Raw genomic sequence first — 16,546 nt, forward strand, 5'->3', positions numbered from 1 at the left:
CAACCCCCGTCGCTACCTGGCCTCGGGGTGCGGTCTTGGTTTACACCCCCCGGGGGGGGCGGGGGGGGGGGGGGGCGGCCGGCCCCGGCCCCGGCGGGGCCGGGCCCTCGTGTCAGTGGGGTCGTACCGCGTGGGTCGTACCCGGTGGGCCGGGCGGTGCGGGACCCCTCTGTCCCGCACCGCCCGTTTCTCCCTCGGCGATGGTCTGGGGCCGGGGCGCCGGGGGCGCCTGTCGGCCGGTCAGCTCACGTGCGCGGTGGCCGGTCGGGCCGGCTCGGCCGCGGCGCGTGGGCCGCTCGCCACGGGGGTTGGATCAGACGCGCTGCCACAGCGCCGGAGCGCTCACCGGGTCCCAGCCGGGCTGGGCCTGGTGCGGCTGGAGGCAGCGGTAGGTGGAGCCGTTGTAGGTGACCTGGTCACCGGCGTTGTAGGTGGTGCCGGCCGCCCAGGTACCCTCGCCCGGGCCCGGGCCGGGGCCACCGCCGTCGTCGGTCTTCAGGGTCAGCCCGTAGCCCTGGATCAGCGGGTTGATGGGCTGGTGGAAGGTGGTGCCACCGGTGCGGCAGTCGCCGGAGCCACCGGAGGTGACGCCCTGCGCCTGGCTGCCGGAGATGTAGGAGCCGCCGGAGTCACCGGGCTCGGCGCAGACCGTCGTCTCGGTCACGCCGCTGATCGTGCCCTCGGGGTAGGTGACGCTGGTGTTGTGCCGGGTGATGGTGCCGCAGTGCCAACCGGTGGTGGAACCGGAACGGCAGATCGAGGCGCCGACGGCCGACTGGGTCGAGCCCGCGACCTTGACGTTCTGGCCCTGGCCCGCCACGTACGGCGTGGCCTTCCAGTTGCTGTTGGCCGCCACCCAGGCCGTGTCCCGGCCGGGGAAGGTGGACGCCTGGAAGGAGCCCTGGCTGACCTGGTTGAAGCCGCTGGTGGTGGTGCCGGCGCGACCACAGTGACCCGCGGTCGCGAAGCCCTCCGTGGTGCCACGGGTGACCGCGAAGCCCACCGAGCAGCGACCGCCGCTGCCCATGTAGTACGCGTCGCCGCCCCGGATGTCGTACAGCGGGCGCGGGCTCTCGGCGATGGACGCGACGCGCACCAGGCCGCGGTCCACACCACTGGCGGAGATCAGCTTGTTCGCGGCGGCCGGCTTGACCGCGTGCACGACGACGGCGTTGGTCCGCACGTCCACCGACCAGTACGGGGCGTCCACCGAGCTGTTCTTGACCGCGGCACGGTCAAGCTTGGCCTTGGCGGCGTCCAGCTCGGCGAGCGTGTGCGAGACCAGGCGGGCCTTGGCGCCCTTGGCGGTGATGTCGGCCAGTTCCGCGCGGTCGGTGGTGGCGACGGTCAGCGTGCCGGACTCGGCGCCGCTGACCCAGGCGCCGGCGAAGTCGCCGCCCAGGGACTGCTGGAGGCGACCGGCCAGCGCGCCGGCGTCGGCCTCGTTGGCCAGCCGCTCCTTGGCCTGCGCCGGGCTGCTCAGGCCCAGGTCGCGCTGCATGGCAGCGAGGACGGCGGGCGAGGTGTCGGCGACGCGCAGGGTCTCCGCCGCCGTCGGGGCGGGCGCGGAGTCGGCCGACCGGGCGGACGCGGTGCCAGGCAGCAGGCTGAGGGCGAGGGCGCCGACCGCCGCTGCCGCGGCACACGCGATGGAGGCGTGTCTGTGGGGCATGGGGTGTCTCCTCGGTTTCGGTGGGGGTTGGCGAAACCGTAGGTGGCGCGTTCTGCCCCGCAGAAGATTCCAGATTTCCCCCTGCATCGCGGTATGGACCTGTGGCGGTACGGAGATCGTCGCAGGCCACGACGGATCACCCGGACGCCGGGGGTGACCGCTCTCGCCCCCACTCCCGTCCCGCCGCGCCATGCCGCCCCACCGGCCCGTCATGCCAGCGACCTGTCGCCGGGCAGGGACCCGGCGGGCTCCACGTCCGACGCCGGACCCCACAGGCTGGCCCCGCGCGTGGCGAGCCAGGCGGCGTAACTCTCGCTGCGCGCGGCGGCCTCGGTGTGGGCCGTGTGCGCGTGCGCCACCACTTCGGAGGCCACGCCGACCCCCGGGCCATAGGGGTCCCAGCCAATCAGGTGGCGCCACATCAGCGGCGTACCGGCCAGGGGGCGGGTCACCATCCCGGGCGGGGTGGGCAGGGTGGCGCGGCACAGCCCGACGGCGCGGCCGACCTGGGCGAGGTAGACGCACGAGGCGATGTCCGTCTCATACAGGGGCCCGGGGCGAAAGCCCGCGCGGGCGCACGCGGCGGTGAAGCACTCGCCGAAACAGCCGTCGCCGGGCACCACGGCCCACGCCTCCTCGGCGAGTTCGGCCAGGTCCACCTCGGGGCGGGCCGCTAACGGGTGGTGGTCGCTGAGCATGACGAAGATCGGATCGACCGCGAACTGTCGCCAGACCAGCCGGTCCGGCTCGGGCGGGGTGCTCTCGCCGCAGGTACCGATGAGGGCGAAGTTCAGGCGCCCGTCGGCGACCGAGGCCGCGATCTCCCGGTCCGACCAGGCGATACGCGTGGTCACCTGTACCCCCGGGTGGGCGTCGGCCAGCCGGTCCACGACGGCGCCCAGCAGCGGGCCGTGGGTGCCGCCGAGCCGGAAGTCGGGCGCCCGCTCGCCGTCCTGGGTCAGGCGCACGGCCTCGCGCTGGAGCTGGCCGACGGCGGGCAGCAGGATGCGGGCACGGTCCAGGACGAAGTCGCCCAGCGCGGTGGTCCGCACCCCGTACCGACCCCGCTCGAACAGCCGCCCGCCCAGGGCGCTCTCGATCCGTTTCAACTGCGCGCTCAGCGCGGGTTGGGCGAGCCCGAGCGTGGCGGCCGCCCGGGTGAGGCTGCCCGCTTCGGCTATCGTCCGGATCGCCCTCAGATGCCGCATCTCCAGGTCCATGGTGCGAGCTTGACCCCGTGGTACGCCCGGGACAATACCCAGGTCCAGACCAGTACGGCCGAACGCGTGGCCCGCCCGGGGCCTACCCGCAGCCCGCCCGGGGCCATGGTCGACGCCGGCCAGCGCCGACGGGCGAGGTGAAGCCGTCGGGCGAGGTGGGGCCCTGGGCGAGGCGTATTCCCCGGGTGGCCCGCAGGCGTCGGGGGCGCCGTCGAGAGCTGGGGAGCGCCCGCCGGGGCGGGCCCCGGGTGAGCGGCTGGTGGAAGTGGTGGGTGTCGGCGAGTCCGGGGGTGACCGGGCGGCCCGTGCCGTCCACGCGGCGGGCGACGTCCGACAGGTCGGCGGGGCGGGCCCCGCGCCCACCGCCGCGACGCGGTCGCCGGCGGCGACCACGTGGCCCGACGCGTACGCGGGGTCCCGGGCGTCCACGGTCGCGACGGCTCAGTTCCCGCTCACGCTGCGGGCCGGGCCGCCCGCCGGGCCCGCCACGAACCGTGGGTCGCGGGCACGGGCGGCCGGACCTGGTGGGGGTGGTGACGCTGTCGTGGGGGGCTCTCCGTGTCGTCGGGACGGAGCGAGCGGTACGGGCCGACACCGCCGGGGCGGGGGGCGAGGTGCCCGACGCCCGGGAGGGCAGGTGCCGGGGAGCGGCCACGGGGGCGAGGAGTCGGGGTGGTGGGGCGACGGTGCGCATCACCCCTGTCGCTCCCCCGCGCCTACCGGAGCTCGGTGTTGAGGTATGTCGCCGGTCAGGGGTGGGTGAGGTCCGGCGGGATCGACTGGGTGGCCCCCTCGCGCAGCACGGTCGCCTCGATCAGGCCGTACGGGCGGTCGGTGGCGTGGTAGACGGCGCCGTCCGGGCCGGCGTTGGTGAGGCCGAACGGTTCGAGGTCCACCAGGAAGTGGTGCTTGTTGGGCAGCGAGAGGCGGATCTCGTCCACCTCGGGTCCGCTGTCGATCACCCGGGATCCCATGTGGTAGAGGGTCTGTTGCAGGGAGAGGCTGTAGGTCTCGGCGAACGCCTGGAGCAGGTGCGTACGGGCCCCCGCGTAGGCGTGCTCCCACCGTGGCATCCGGTCCACGTCGCGGTGCCAGGCGTAGCGCCACAGCGCGTGGACGTCGGTGGCCAGGATGCGGTCGTACGTCTCGCGCAGGGTCGTGTACCGGTCCCTGACGTAGCCCCGGAACTCGGAGTTGGTGGAGTTGAGGACGGTGAGGCCGGCGAGCCCGGAGATCATCTCCCAGTTCTGGCCGTCGTAGCTGACCTGCGCGGTGCGCACCTCCTGCCCCGAGCGGACGAAGGAGTGCCTGACCTGGTCGCCGCCGACGAAGCGGGTGCCGCGCTCGGAAGTCTCGATGCGCTCCCAGGCGTACTCCTCGATCCGGACGCGCGCCGAGGTGATCGCCCGTTGGTTGGTGACGAAGTGGCGGGCGAGGTGGATGCCGAACTGCTCGGGGGAGGTGATGCCGTGTTCCCTGGCGAAGGCGAACACGGTGTTCTTGACGGTGTCGGTGGGCAGCACGTTGGCGTTGTCGCCCGACAGGTGGGCCTCCGTCAGGTCGCCCCGCAGGGCGACCGAGACGCTCAGGTCCCTGATGTGGTGGGTGGCGCCCTCCCGGGTGATCCTCACGACCCGGCTCTCGGCCTTGCCGTACTGGTTCTGGCCCAGGACCGCGGCCCCGGGGCGGCCGGGGGCGGTGCGGCGGTGCGCGGGTGAGGCGGACACGGCGGTCAGCTCCCTCGGTACACGGAGTAGCCGAACGGGTTGAGCAGCAGGGGTACGTGGTAGTGCTCGCCGGGCACGACGGCGAAGGCGACGGCCACCTCCGGGAAGAACGCCCCGCCGGTGGCGGGAGTCGCGGCCAGGTGGGGCCCCACGTCGAAGCGCAGCCGGGCCTGCGCGGTGCCCACGGGCAGCGCCGGCAGGCCCGTACAGCGGCCGTCGGCGTCCGTGAGCGCCCTGGCGTGCGCGGTCCAGGCCGCGTCGGGTGAGGATCGGGTGGACAGTTCGACGCCGACCGAGGTGGCCGGTCGGCCGAGGCTGGTGTCCAGGACGTGGGTGGTGACCGATGTGTCGGCAGGCCGTGCCGGGTGGCGTTCGCCCATGCGCTGACTCCTCGTTCCCGTGGGGGCCCGGCCCCGCTCGCACGACGCGGCGGGCCCGGCGGCGCGCCCCGTGGTGGTGGCGGCCGGGTCGGCCAGCAGGGGGCCGGCCGTACGCGGTTGATCTTGCCCGGATCGGCGCGGCCGGGGGCGCGCTCCCGGCGCGGCGTGTTGCCGATCCGCTCCCGGATGGCCGTCAGGAGCTGACCGGCCGGCGCCCGGGGGGCCGTACGCGGCGGGGGGGGCGCGCGTGCCGCGTCGGGTCCGGCGGTCGGCGAGCCGTCGGCGGGTGGCCGGGGCGCGCGTGGGTCGTGGGAGCGCGGCCGGCGCGGGGGGCGTGCGCGCGCACGGTCGCATGGTGCTCGCGGGCAGCCAGGACCCACACCACCCGCCGTCAACAGTATGTTGAAAGTCCCGCTGACGCCCTCTCACCAAGCGTGCCGCCGACCCGGGTTCGGACCGGCGGCCAGGACCTGCGGGCGAGCGGGGCACTACCCGCCGGCCCGGTTGGCGTTCTCCCTGTTCAGGTAGTTGTAGACGGTGAAGCGGCTGACGCCGAGCGCGGTGGCGACCGTCTCCACGCCATGGCGTACGGAGAAGGCGCCGCGCGCCTCCAGGGCGCGCACCACCGACTGTTTGGTCTTGCGGTCCAGGTCCGCGAGCGGCATGCCGTGCCGCCGCTCCAGGTCGGCCAGGATGTGGTCGAGCGAGTCGGACAGGTGGGGCAGCCGCACCGCGAGCACCTCCCGCCCCTCCCAGGAGAGCACGACGTCGTCGCCGTGGGCCCGTTCGGGCGGCATCATCTCGCCACCCATCGCGTCGATGAGCGGCTTGACCGCCGCGACGAACGGGTGGTCCCCGACCTCGGTCACGCCTCCCCCTCCCCCACCACGTCGGCCCGCACCGACACCCGGGTCGCGCCGGCCTTGAGGGACCCGCGCACCAGCGTGTCCACGGTCGCCAGGACGGCCTCGGGCCGCCCCTCGACGGTGTCGCCGAACGGGCCGACGTCAACCCTGCCCCGATCGGCCTCCCGTACGACCTCCTGGGCCACCAGCGCGTGCGCGGGCCGCTGGTCCAGGTCGAAGGGCTCGGTGGTGAATTCAACCCTGAGTCTCACCCGGCCCAACCTACTGCGCGGCGCCACCACCCGACGCCGCGCGCCCACCGGCGGTGGCTCAACTCCTACCGGCGGAAGCGTCCGTTCGCCCCCGGGGCCCGGGCGCCGGGCCGTCGGCCGCGCGGGCGATCGCGGCCGAAACCCGCTCGCCGTCTCCCCAACACCCCCCGCATCGTGGACGATAGGACCGTACCTATCCCCCCGTTCCACCCGTCCTGCTGGAGCCGACGATGGCCAAGAGCGTGCCGGTGCGGTGCCCGGCGTGCAGCCGTGAGCACTCGTTCACGCCGCCCACCTTTCCCTGCGCATGCGGTGCGCCGCTGACCGTGCCGATCCTGGCCGGCCCGGTGGCCCGACTGCGCCACCGCACCTGGGAGGACTCCTGGGTCGCCGTGCGCTGCCACTCCTGCGGGCGCAGAGACCACTGGCCACAGCCCGAACTGGGCTGCCCGTGCGGCACCGTCGTCCAGCTTCCGGTGGCCGAGGCGCCGGAGGAGAGCGGCAGCCGCCTCGCGCCCACCGGTGGCGCCGGCGCCTCGGGAGCCGCCGTCGCCCACCCCGCGCCCAGCTCGGCCGTGCTGCGCCCGGCCTTCCAGCCGGTGACCATCCGTACCGGCCGCGACGTGGTGACGGCCGCCGCGCAGTATTTGAAGTGGCTCGGCTTCACCAGCCTGCGCCGGGTGGAGGACCGCGCCCCCTCCGGGGTCGACCTGCGCGGCCCGGGCCTGGTCGCCCAGGTCGACCCCACGACCCGACCCACCGGGGTGCGGGACGTGGAGTGCCTGTGGCTGCACGGCCTGAGCGAGGCCGCCGTCAGTGTCTTCTTCTCGCTGGCGGGATACGCGCGCATCGCGCGAACCCGCGCCGACGAGCTCTATCTGCCGCTGTTCGTCATGGACCTCACCGGCACTCCGCAGCCGGTCAACGACCCGGCCGACGACCTGATCCGGATGGGCCCGCCGGAGGTGTGATCCACCGCGCCGCCGACGCGCTCAACCACCCTGACGTCGCAGGGTGTTGACGGTCTCCGTACGCAGGTCCGCCTTGCGCACCTTGCCACTGGCCGTGAGCGGGAAGGCGTCGACGACCCGTACCAGGCGCGGGGTCTTGTACCGCGCGAGGCGGCCGTCGCAGTACGCGGCGACCTCGGCCACGGTCAGTTCCGTGGCGCCCGGCGCCAGGATGACGCAGGCGGCGATCTCCTCGCCGTACTTCTCGTCCGGCACGCCCACCACCTGCACGTCGGCGACCTTGGGATGCGTGTGCAGGAACTCCTCGATCTCGCGGGGGTACACGTTCTCCCCACCCCGGATGATCATGTCCTTGATCCGGCCCACGATCCGCACGTACCCGTCCTCGCGCATCACCGCCAGGTCCCCGGTGTGCATCCAGCGCGCCGCGTCGATCGCCTCCGCCGTGCGCTCGGGATCCGCCCAGTAGCCGAGCATCACCGAGTAGCCGCGTACGCACAGCTCGCCGCGCTCGCCCCGGGGCACGGTCAGCCCGGTGCCGGGATCGACGACCTTCAGCTCCAGGTGCGGATGCGCGACGCCGACGGTGCGCGTGCGACGCTCCAGCAGCGACCGCGCGTCCTCGCCCGGCTCGGGCAGCGGGGTCTGGGTGGCGATCGGCGAGGTTTCGGTCATCCCGTAGGCGACGCTGATCTCGGACAGGTGCATCTCGCCGATGACCCGCCGCACCACCTCGGCCGGGCAGGGCGAGCCGCCCACGATGCCGGTGCGTAGCGTCGACAGGTCGTAGCGGGCGAAGTCGGGGTGGTGGAGCTCGGCGATGAACATCGTCGGCACCCCGTACAGCGCGGTGCACCGCTCCCGTTCGACGGCGCGCAGCGTGGCGGCCGGGTCGAAGGACGGGGCGGGGAGGACGACGCAGGCACCGTGGCTGACGGCGGCCAGCACGCCGACGACCATGCCGAAGGTGTGGTAGAGCGGCACCGGCAGGCAGACGCGGTCGCGCTCGGTGTAGCGCAGCGACGCGGCGGTGACGCGGGCGTTGTTGAGGATGCTGTGGTGGGAGAGGGTCGCGCCCTTGGGGCGACCGGTGGTGCCCGAGGTGTACTGGATGTTGATCGGGTCGTCGCAGCTCAACGCGGCTTCCCGGGCGGCCAGTTCGTCCGCCGCGGCGTCGGCCACGCGCGCCGTGCCACCGCCCCCGGCGCCGCCGTCCACACCGCCGTCCGCGTCGGTTCCCCCCGCGCCCGACGGCCGGCCCGCCGCGAGTAACGCCGCCCAGGACGCCCGGCCCAGGTGCACCACCTCGCGCAGCCGGGGGCACTGGGCCCGCGCCGCGCGCACCACGGCCTCCCGGTCGGCGCCCCGGTGCTCGCCCGTGGCGGCGACCAGCACGCTCGTGCCCGACTGCCGCAACGCGTACGCCAACTCCTCGCTGCCGTAAGCCGGGTTGAGGCTGACCAGGATGGCCCCCACGCGGGCGGCGGCGAGCTGGACCAGCACCCACTCGGCGCCGCTCGGCGCCCAGATGCCGACCCGCTCGCCCGCCGCCACGCCGTACGCGAGCAGCCCCCGCGCCACCTCGGCCACCGACCGGTCCAGTGCGGCATAGCTCCAGCGGCGGTCGGTCGCCACGTCCACCAGCGCCTCGCTCGCGCCGTGTCGCGCGACCGTGGCGGCCAGCGCGGCACCGATGGTCTGTCCGGTCAGCGCCAGCGCGCCGCCGGTGCCGCTCGCGTACGAGAGGGTCATGACCGGCGGGCCCCCTCGGCGACCGAGCGGCGCGGGGCGGGCGCGGCGGGTTCGGCGGGTGGGGCCGGGGGCCGCTCGGGGGTCAGCGAGCGGGCGACCTCGTCGCGCAGTTCCATCTTGCGGACCTTGCCGCTGACGGTCATCGGGAAGGCGTCGACCACCCGCAGGTAGCGGGGCACCTTGTAGTGCGCGAGGCGGCCCCGGCAGAAGCGGGCCAACTCGTCGCGGGTGAGCGGGTTGGCCGGGTCGCGCAGGATGACGCAGGCGGCGATCTCCTCGCCGTACTTCTCGTCCGGCACGCCCACCACCTGCACGTCGGCGATCTTCGGGTGCGAGTAGAGGAACTCCTCGATCTCGCGGGGGTACACGTTCTCCCCGCCCCGGATGATCATGTCCTTGATCCGGCCCACGATCTGGACGTACCCGTCCTCGCGCATCACCGCCAGGTCCCCGGTGTGCATCCAGCGCGCCGCGTCGATCGCCTCGGCGGTGCGCTCGGGCTGGTCCCAGTAGCCGAGCATCACCGAGTAGCCACGGGTGCACAGTTCACCGGCCTCGCCCCGGGGCACGGTCACCCCGGTGGCCGGGTCGATGATCTTGACCTCGATGTGCGGCATCACCCGGCCCACGGTCGCGGTGCGCCGCTCTAGGTCGTCCTCGACGCGGGTCTGCGTGGACACCGGGGACGTCTCGGTCATGCCGTACGCGATGGCGACCTCGTCCATGTGCATCTCGGCGACCACCCGGCGCATCACCTCCACCGGGCACGGCGAGCCGGCCATGATGCCGGTACGCAGCGAGGACAGGTCGTAGGTGGCGAAGTCGGGCAGGTTGAGCTCGGCGATGAACATCGTCGGCACCCCGTACAGCGAGGTGCACCGCTCCCGTTCGACCGCGTGCAGGGTGGCCACCGCGTCGAAGGTGGGCGCCGGGATGACCACACAGGCACCGTGGCTGGTGGCCGCGAGATTACCCATGACCATGCCGAAGGTGTGGTAGTAGGGCACCGGCACGCACACCCGGTCCGCCTCGGTGTAGCGGATCAGGTCGCCCACGAAGAAGCCGTTGTTGAGGATGTTGTGGTGCGAGAGGGTGGCGCCCTTGGGGAAGCCCGTGGTGCCCGAGGTGTACTGGATGTTGATGGGGTCGTCGCAGCTCAGCTTGGCCTGTCGCGCGGCGAGCCGCTCGACCGGGACCCCGGTCCCGGCTCGTACCAGGCCGTCCCAGGTCGAATCACCGATGTAGACCACGTCGCGCAGCGCCTTGCAGTCGGCGCGCACCTGCTCGACCATGCGCCGGTAGTCGCTGCTCTTGTGCTCGGTGGAGGCGATCAGGACCTGGATGCCGGCCTGGTCCAGGACGTAGCGCAGCTCGTGCACGCGGTAGGCCGGGTTGATGTTGACCATGATCGCGCCGATCCTGGCCGTCGCGTACTGCGTCAGCACCCACTCCGGGCAGTTGATCGCCCAGATGCCGACCCGGTCGCCCTTGCCGACGCCCTTGGCGAGCAGGCCGAGCGCGACCTCGTCCACCGCCCGCCCGAGCTCGGTGTACGTCCAACGCCGCCCGCTGGCCATGTCCACCAGCGCCTCGCGGTCGCCGAAGCGGGCGATGGTGGCGTCCAGGTTGGCGCCGATGGTCTCGCCGATCAGCGGCGTCTCGGCGGGGCCGCTGGCGTAGGAGAGCTCGGGCGGCGACTGGCCCGACTCCACGCGGCCCGGTGTCGGGCTCTGGCCGGCGGCGGGCGCGGGGCGCCCCGCGCCCGACCGGGCGGTGGCCCCCTTGGTCGCGGGCGCGGGCGCACTGTTGGCGGGGCTGGCGGGATCGGTGCTCCGACGGGTCCTGGCGGGGCCGGTCATGAGGACTCCTCACGGTATTCGGCGGCGCCGCCCCCCTGGGCGGTGCGCTCGCGCAGCTCGATGCGGCGGATCTTGCCGGAAACGGTCTTGGGCAGGTCGGCGAACTCGATGCGGCGGACCCGCTTGTAGGGCGCGAGCACCGCGCGCGAGTGCGCGAACAGGGCCTTGGCGGTGTCGGGCCCGGGCTCCCAGCCCTCGGCCAGCACCACGTACGCCTTGGGCACGGCCAGCCGGACCGGGTCCGGCGCGGGCACCACGGCCGCCTCGGCGACCGCCTCGTGTTCGAGCAGCGCGCTCTCCAGCTCGAACGGCGAGATCTTGTAGTCGGACGCCTTGAACACGTCGTCGGCCCGACCCACGTAGGTGATGTAGCCGTCCGCGTCGCGCGCGCCGATGTCACCGGTGCGGTAGTAGCCGCCGGCCATGGCCTCGGCGGTGCGCTCCGGGTCGCCGGCGTACCCGGTCATCAGCCCCACCGGGTGGGCGGACAGGTCGAGACTGATCTCGCCCTCGTCGGCCGGGGCGCCGGTGACCGGGTCGAGCAGGGCCACGGCGAAGCCGGGCGTGGGCCGGCCCATGGAACCGGTCTTGAGGGGCTGACCGGGCGTGTTGGCGACCTGCACGGCCGTCTCGGTCTGCCCGAATCCGTCCCGGATGGTCACCCCCCAGTCCCGCCGCACCTGCTCGATGACCTCGGGGTTCAGCGGCTCGCCCGCCGCCACGGCCTCGCGCGGAGCGGAGCGCAGGGCGCCCAGGTCGGCCTGGATGAGCATGCGCCACACGGTGGGCGGGGCACAGAAGGTGGTGACGCCGCAGCGGTCCATCTCGGCCATCAGCCGGCCCGCGTCGAAGCGGGTGTAGTTGAAGACGAAGACGGTCGCCTCGGCGTTCCACGGGGCGAAGAGGTTGGACCACGCGTGCTTGGCCCAGCCCGGCGAGGAGATGTTCAGGTGGACGTCGCCCGGCCGCAGACCGATCCAGTACATGGTGGCCAGGTGGCCGACGGGATACGAGATGTGCGTGTGCTCGACGAGCTTGGGCTTGGCCGTGGTGCCGGAGGTGAAGTACAGCATCAGGGAGTCGCTGGAGCGGGTCGGCCCGTCCGGGGTGAAGTCGGTCGGGGCCTCGTGGGTGTCCGCGTAGTCGAGCCACCCCGGCGCCTCGCCCGTGGCGCCCACCACGATCCGCGTGTAGTCGCCGGGCACGTCGGCGAACTTGCCGGCGTCCAGCGCGCGGGCGATGACGTGCCGGGCCCCGCCCCGCTCGATCCGGTCGGCGAGGTCGGCCGGGCCCAGCAGCGGCGTGGCGGGAATGACCACGGCGCGCAGCTTCATGGCGGCCAGCGCCGTCTCCCACAGCTCGGCCTGGTTCCCGAGCATCACCACCACGCGGTCGCCGGCCCGCACGCCCTGCGCCCGCAGCCAGTTGGCCACCTGGTCGGAGCGGGTGCGCAGCTCGGCGAAGGAGAGCCGGACCTGCGTGCCGTCCTCCTCGACGATGTGCAGGGCCGTGCGGTCCACCCGCTCGGCCAGCGGGTCGAACCAGTCCAGCGCCCAGTTGAAGGTGTCAGGACGCGGCCACTGGAACCCGGCGTAGGCAGCCGCGTAGTCCTCCCGGTGGTGGAGCAGGAAGTCCCGCGCCGCTCGGAACTCTTCGGTCGGACTGATTGCCGCCACATGTCCTCCTCATTGCCAAAGCGCTCGCTAGCATCGTGCGACGAGTGATCTGAGTCTCACTACCCCCGGACGGGGGTGACGGTATTGAGGGGGAGGTGTCGGTGGTGGATGCATACGGCGCCGTGGACATGCGGTCCGCGCTCGGGCGGATGCGACGGGGTGGCGGGCTGCCGGTCGCGTTCGGCGGACTGTTCGAGGGGACCCGCCAGTTCCGCATCGCCGAGCTGGCGGGCACGGCGACCCCGGTGCTGCTCGGCCTCACCATCACGACCGGCAACGGGTTGGGAGGCAAGGCCATGGCCCTGTCCCGCCCCGTGTACGTATCGGACTACCCCGCCTCGCGCGTCATCAGCCACGAGTACGACGCGGCGGTCGCCGAGGAGGGGCTGCGCTGCGTGCTCGCGGTGCCCGTGGTGGTGCGACGCCGGGTGCGGGGGGTGCTGTACGGGGCGCTGCGACAGCCGATGGCCCTGGGAGACCGGCCCATGTCGGTGGCGGTCGAGGCGGCCCGCGAACTGGAACAGGCACTGGCCGTACGGGACGCGGCGCAGGACGAGGCCCAGCGGGTGCTGTCCGCCCTGCGCCGCCCGCAGGAGGCCGACCCGGCGGCGTGGGAGGAGGTCCGGGCGGCCCACGGGGAGTTGCGGGCACTGGCCCAGCGCGTGCACGACCCCGCACTCCGCCGCGACCTGCTCACCGTGCTCGGCCGGCTGGCCAGCGCCCCACCCGGCGCCGCCCCACCGCCCACCGGCCCGCCCGCCCCGCTCCCGGTCGCCCTGTCCCCGCGCGAGGTGGACGTACTGGCGTGCGTGGCCTCGGGCGCCACCAACTCCACGGCCGCCGACCGGCTCGGGCTCCGCCCCGAGACGGTCAAGAGCTACCTGCGCTCGTCCATGCGCAAGCTGGGTGCCCACACCCGCCTCCAGGCGGTCGTCTCCGCCCGCCGCGCGGGTCTCCTGCCCTGACCCCTGGCCCGGCCGTGGCCTGCGGGGCGCGGCGCGGCCCTGGGGTGAGGCAGGGCGGGGGGCGTGGTCCTGGCGTGCGGTGAAGCGGGGCGGGGGCATGGGCGAAGTGGCGGGGGGCCGTGGGCCGGTGAGGGGAGCTGCCGTGGGACACGTACGCGCGGAGGCCTGCGGGCACGCGGTGCCGGCACCGGCACCGGCACCGAGCGAAGGTCCGACGCGGCGCGCCTCACCCTCCCGGCGCCCCGCCCAGCCGCAAGGGAGGGGCCGCGCTCCGACGGCGGGGGCGTAGGGAAGCACACCGGCGCGCGCGGTCCCGCTCGGAGCGCCGGTGCGGAGCGCCCGCACGGGGCGCCTTCGCTCACACGCTCCACCAGCCCGTACGCTCCGCCGGCCTGCCCACGAGGGCGTCGCGCGGAGAGCTTCTCCTGGGCGGCGAGGTGCACCGCGCGACCCACGCCCCGCGCGAGGTGCCGGGCGCACCGCCGGTCGGGGCCCCTCGGGCGCGGCGCTGAACCCGGGGCCCGGCGCCCACGACGAACGACACGACACGCTGGTGAGGGCCGTCGCCAACGGAACGCGCTCGGACGGCTGACCGCGGCGCGGCCCGTGATCACCTCCCCACGGCGCGGCAGCGGCGCACGTCGGCCGGGACCGGACGGGCCCGCCCGCTCCCGTATGGGGGTGTATATCCTGTTCGACGGTTCCGTCATGTGTGCGAGGAGGAGGTGAGGGCCGCCGTGAGTGGTGAACCCCCCAGTCGTACGCCGCGCGGCGCCGCCGCCCGCCGCCCTCGGTCCCGAACGTGACCTCGGGCCGGGCCCCGGGCGGTGCTCGCGCGTGCGCCCCGAGTCCCCCGAGCCCGCGACCGTAAGGACCGACCATGGCCGAGCGCCGTCACCGTACGCCCCTGACCGGACGAAACGCCCGCCGCGCCGCACACGGCGACACCCCGCGAACCGCCACGCCCGCCGATGGAGCCGAGCCGCCGGCCCCGGGGCGCCGCCACTCCTGGCTGCGCCCGACCGCCCGCCCGGCGACCGCCGCGCCCGGGGCCCAGGACCCGGCGGAGGCCGTGCCGGAGGACGCCGCGCCCGTCGAAACCCACAGCCTCATCGACGCCGCCCTCTACCGCGACGGCCTGCGCGTCGGCTCGCCCGACAGCCTCGCCGACACCTTCCGCGAGCTACGCGAAGCGCGGGACGGCATGGCGTGGATCGGCCTCTGCCGGCCGAGCGAGGCCGAACTGGTCTCCCTGGCCGCCGAGTTCGACCTGCACAAGCTGGCGATCGAGGACGCCCTGGAGGCCCACCAGCGCCCCAAGCTGGAGCGGTACGGCGAGACCCTGTTCGTCGTCCTGCGCGCGGCCCGCTACCTGGACGCCCCGGAGGAGGTCGAGTTCGGCGAGCTGCACCTGTTCGTCGGCCCGGACTTCGTCATCACCGTCCGCCACGGCGCCGCCCCCGACCTGTCCGCCGTCCGTACCCGGATGGAGTCCACCCCGGAACTGCTGGCCCTGGGCCCCGAGGCCGTCCTGTACGCGATCCTGGACGCCGTGGTCGACGGCTACGCCCCGGTCGTGGAGGGCGTACAGATCGACCTGGACGAGATCGAGACCGAGGTCTTCCGTGGCGACCCCGAGGTCTCCCGCCGCATCTACGAACTCTCCCGCGAGATGGTGGAGTTCCAGCGCGCCGCCAGCCCCCTGGTCGGCATGCTCCAGGCCCTGATGGCCGGCTTCGACAAGTACCGCACGGACGAGGAACTCCAGCGCTACCTGCGCGACGTCGCCGACCACGTCACCCACACCAGCGAGCGCGTGGACGGCTTCCGCTCCGCCCTCACCGACATCCTGGCCGTCAACGCCACCCTCGTCACCCAACAACAGAACGCCGAGATGCGCGCGCTGGCCGAAGCCGGCTTCGAACAGAACGAGGAGATCAAGAAGATCTCCTCGTGGGCGGCGATCCTGTTCGCCCCCACCCTCGTCGGCACGATCTACGGCATGAACTTCGACGAGATGCCGGAACTCCACTGGGGGCTCGGCTACCCGTTCGCCATCGTGCTGATGGCCGTGGTCTGCGTCAGCCTGTACTTCATCTTCAAACGGCGCGACTGGCTGTAGCGGGGAGTCGCGACACGTGACCGTTTTCGCCAACGCGAAGGACTCGGAGAGCTCTGCCGAACCCCTGGGGAGAATCTGGGGAGAATGAGCGGCGCTGGAGAGCGGGACGCCGTCCGCATCCCTGCCATTCCGCGAGCCGCGGCCAGCTTCCACCCGGCCGCTGCGACGGCCCGGCGGCGGTCGCACCGTCAGGCGACGCACACGTTCAGGCTGACGACCGGGGTCCAGTCGGCGGTCGCGTCCTGGTAGGGCGCGCGAGGGGTGGTGTACGGGCTGCCGGTGGTGTTCATCCGTACCCGGGTCCTGGAGCCGGTCAGGTTGTTGTACCACCAGCCGCTGCCGTTCCAGTTCGACGGCAACGGCGTGAAACCACACTCCCAGGCCAGTCCGTGTCCGGCCTGATCGCTGTACCCGCAGAACTGACCGCGAGGGCAGGACGGGGCTAACTCTTCCGGCGAGTCCACATCCAGCAGCAGGGTCACCCCGTTGCCGAGCGCGACGTGTGTCACTTCGTTGGCGGCCCCGGAGGGACGCTCGGCCGCCGAGGCCATCACGGTGGACGACAGCACCAGAGCGGCCACCGTGCCCGTAGTGGCGAGAAGTGTCCGTAACGTACGCATATCCACGGCTCCCTGGTGAGGAAGAAACCGCGCACCGGCAAGCCTGTCCGGACTCCTGCGGTTCGGCAGCGCGGCAAGGCCGCCTCAGCCTCCGCCTGCGGATCCCGGACAACAAGCCGCCTTATCGGACAGCGCGCGGTGCCGCGCGCCCGGTGAACGCCACCCCGGTCACCGTCCCCTCCCAGGTACCCGGCGAGGACGGGGCGGGCCCGTCCACGTTCGGCGAGAAGCTGCGGCCCAAGCTCTCCGGGTGGGCCCAGAAGGTCATCTACGACCGGCGTCGTTGGCGCTTGGCGATGGCCAACCCCACGGGGAGACACGGTGGGGTCCTCGCCGCCGCCATGACCTTCGAACACAACGAGGAGAAGATCACCTTCGGCCATCCCCTCGACTCCCTGGGCCGCACCCCGGCCCAGCCACGCGCCGGGTGAGCGGGCGGCTTCGCCAGCGTGGGCCCACAGCGGG

At 73.8% G+C, this 16,546-nt stretch carries 14 protein-coding genes; 4 read left to right on the forward strand and 10 right to left on the reverse strand.

The features are described from left to right. Positions 1-313: 313 nt before the first annotated feature. From ACFVFR_RS16905 to ACFVFR_RS16930, 6 genes are all read right to left on the reverse strand, one after another. Positions 314-1,672, reverse strand: a complete 1,359-nt coding sequence (locus ACFVFR_RS16905) for a carbohydrate-binding protein (RefSeq protein WP_383702179.1) — start codon at positions 1,670-1,672, stop codon at positions 314-316. Between the two features lie 209 nt (positions 1,673-1,881). Next, positions 1,882-2,892: a LysR family transcriptional regulator gene (locus ACFVFR_RS16910; protein ID WP_383702181.1), complete on the reverse strand. Its 1,011-nt coding sequence runs from the start codon at positions 2,890-2,892 to the stop codon at positions 1,882-1,884. 749 nt (positions 2,893-3,641) lie between these two features. Further along, positions 3,642-4,619: a factor-independent urate hydroxylase gene (gene pucL / locus ACFVFR_RS16915; RefSeq protein WP_383702183.1), complete on the reverse strand. Its 978-nt coding sequence runs from the start codon at positions 4,617-4,619 to the stop codon at positions 3,642-3,644. Between the two features lie 5 nt (positions 4,620-4,624). After that, positions 4,625-4,999 carry a hydroxyisourate hydrolase gene (gene uraH, locus ACFVFR_RS16920; RefSeq protein ID WP_383702184.1) on the reverse strand — a complete coding sequence of 125 codons (375 nt, stop codon included), beginning with the start codon at positions 4,997-4,999 and terminating at the stop codon, positions 4,625-4,627. A 488-nt stretch (positions 5,000-5,487) separates the two neighbouring features. Continuing rightward, complete coding sequence (locus ACFVFR_RS16925; protein ID WP_383702185.1) at positions 5,488-5,868, reverse strand: helix-turn-helix domain-containing protein; 381 nt, start codon at positions 5,866-5,868, stop codon at positions 5,488-5,490. Beyond that, positions 5,865-6,116 (reverse strand): hypothetical protein, encoded by a 252-nt coding sequence (locus ACFVFR_RS16930; protein WP_383702186.1) that lies wholly within the window; start codon positions 6,114-6,116, stop codon positions 5,865-5,867. Before ACFVFR_RS16930 ends, ACFVFR_RS16925 begins: the two co-directional genes overlap by 4 nt. Before the next feature lie 230 nt (positions 6,117-6,346). On the opposite strand from ACFVFR_RS16930, the gene ACFVFR_RS16935 reads away from it, so the two are divergent. Next, entirely contained in the window at positions 6,347-7,087 is a 741-nt protein-coding gene (locus tag ACFVFR_RS16935; RefSeq protein ID WP_383702187.1) for a hypothetical protein, read from the forward strand. A gap of 21 nt (positions 7,088-7,108) precedes the next feature. On the opposite strand, the gene ACFVFR_RS16940 is transcribed toward ACFVFR_RS16935, so the two are convergent. The 3 genes from ACFVFR_RS16940 to ACFVFR_RS16950 are packed head-to-tail and all read right to left on the reverse strand — an operon-like array spanning position 7,109 to position 12,365. Next, entirely contained in the window at positions 7,109-8,839 is a 1,731-nt protein-coding gene (locus tag ACFVFR_RS16940) for an AMP-binding protein (RefSeq protein ID WP_383702189.1), read from the reverse strand. Continuing rightward, complete coding sequence (locus ACFVFR_RS16945; RefSeq protein ID WP_383702191.1) at positions 8,836-10,698, reverse strand: AMP-binding protein; 1,863 nt, start codon at positions 10,696-10,698, stop codon at positions 8,836-8,838. The genes ACFVFR_RS16940 and ACFVFR_RS16945 overlap by 4 nt, the downstream gene beginning before the upstream one ends. Continuing rightward, positions 10,695-12,365 (reverse strand): AMP-binding protein, encoded by a 1,671-nt coding sequence (locus ACFVFR_RS16950; protein WP_383702402.1) that lies wholly within the window; start codon positions 12,363-12,365, stop codon positions 10,695-10,697. Before ACFVFR_RS16950 ends, ACFVFR_RS16945 begins: the two co-directional genes overlap by 4 nt. A 137-nt stretch (positions 12,366-12,502) precedes the next feature. On the opposite strand from ACFVFR_RS16950, the gene ACFVFR_RS16955 reads away from it, so the two are divergent. Continuing rightward, positions 12,503-13,339: a response regulator transcription factor gene (locus ACFVFR_RS16955; RefSeq protein WP_383702404.1), complete on the forward strand. Its 837-nt coding sequence runs from the start codon at positions 12,503-12,505 to the stop codon at positions 13,337-13,339. Positions 13,340-14,219: 880 nt separating this feature from the next. Beyond that, a complete protein-coding gene (locus ACFVFR_RS16960) occupies positions 14,220-15,461 on the forward strand; it encodes a magnesium and cobalt transport protein CorA (protein WP_383702193.1) in 1,242 nt (413 codons plus the stop codon). A gap of 188 nt (positions 15,462-15,649) precedes the next feature. Here ACFVFR_RS16960 and ACFVFR_RS16965 read toward each other — a convergent pair whose 3' ends face one another. Next, a complete protein-coding gene (locus tag ACFVFR_RS16965) occupies positions 15,650-16,081 on the reverse strand; it encodes a hypothetical protein (RefSeq protein ID WP_383702195.1) in 432 nt (143 codons plus the stop codon). Between the two features lie 152 nt (positions 16,082-16,233). On the opposite strand from ACFVFR_RS16965, the gene ACFVFR_RS16970 reads away from it, so the two are divergent. Continuing rightward, entirely contained in the window at positions 16,234-16,512 is a 279-nt protein-coding gene (locus ACFVFR_RS16970) for a hypothetical protein (protein ID WP_383702197.1), read from the forward strand. Positions 16,513-16,546 lie beyond the last annotated feature (34 nt).

It is taken from the genome of Streptomyces sp. NPDC057702, assembly GCF_042799315.1.
GTDB lineage: Bacteria > Actinomycetota > Actinomycetes > Streptomycetales > Streptomycetaceae > Streptomyces.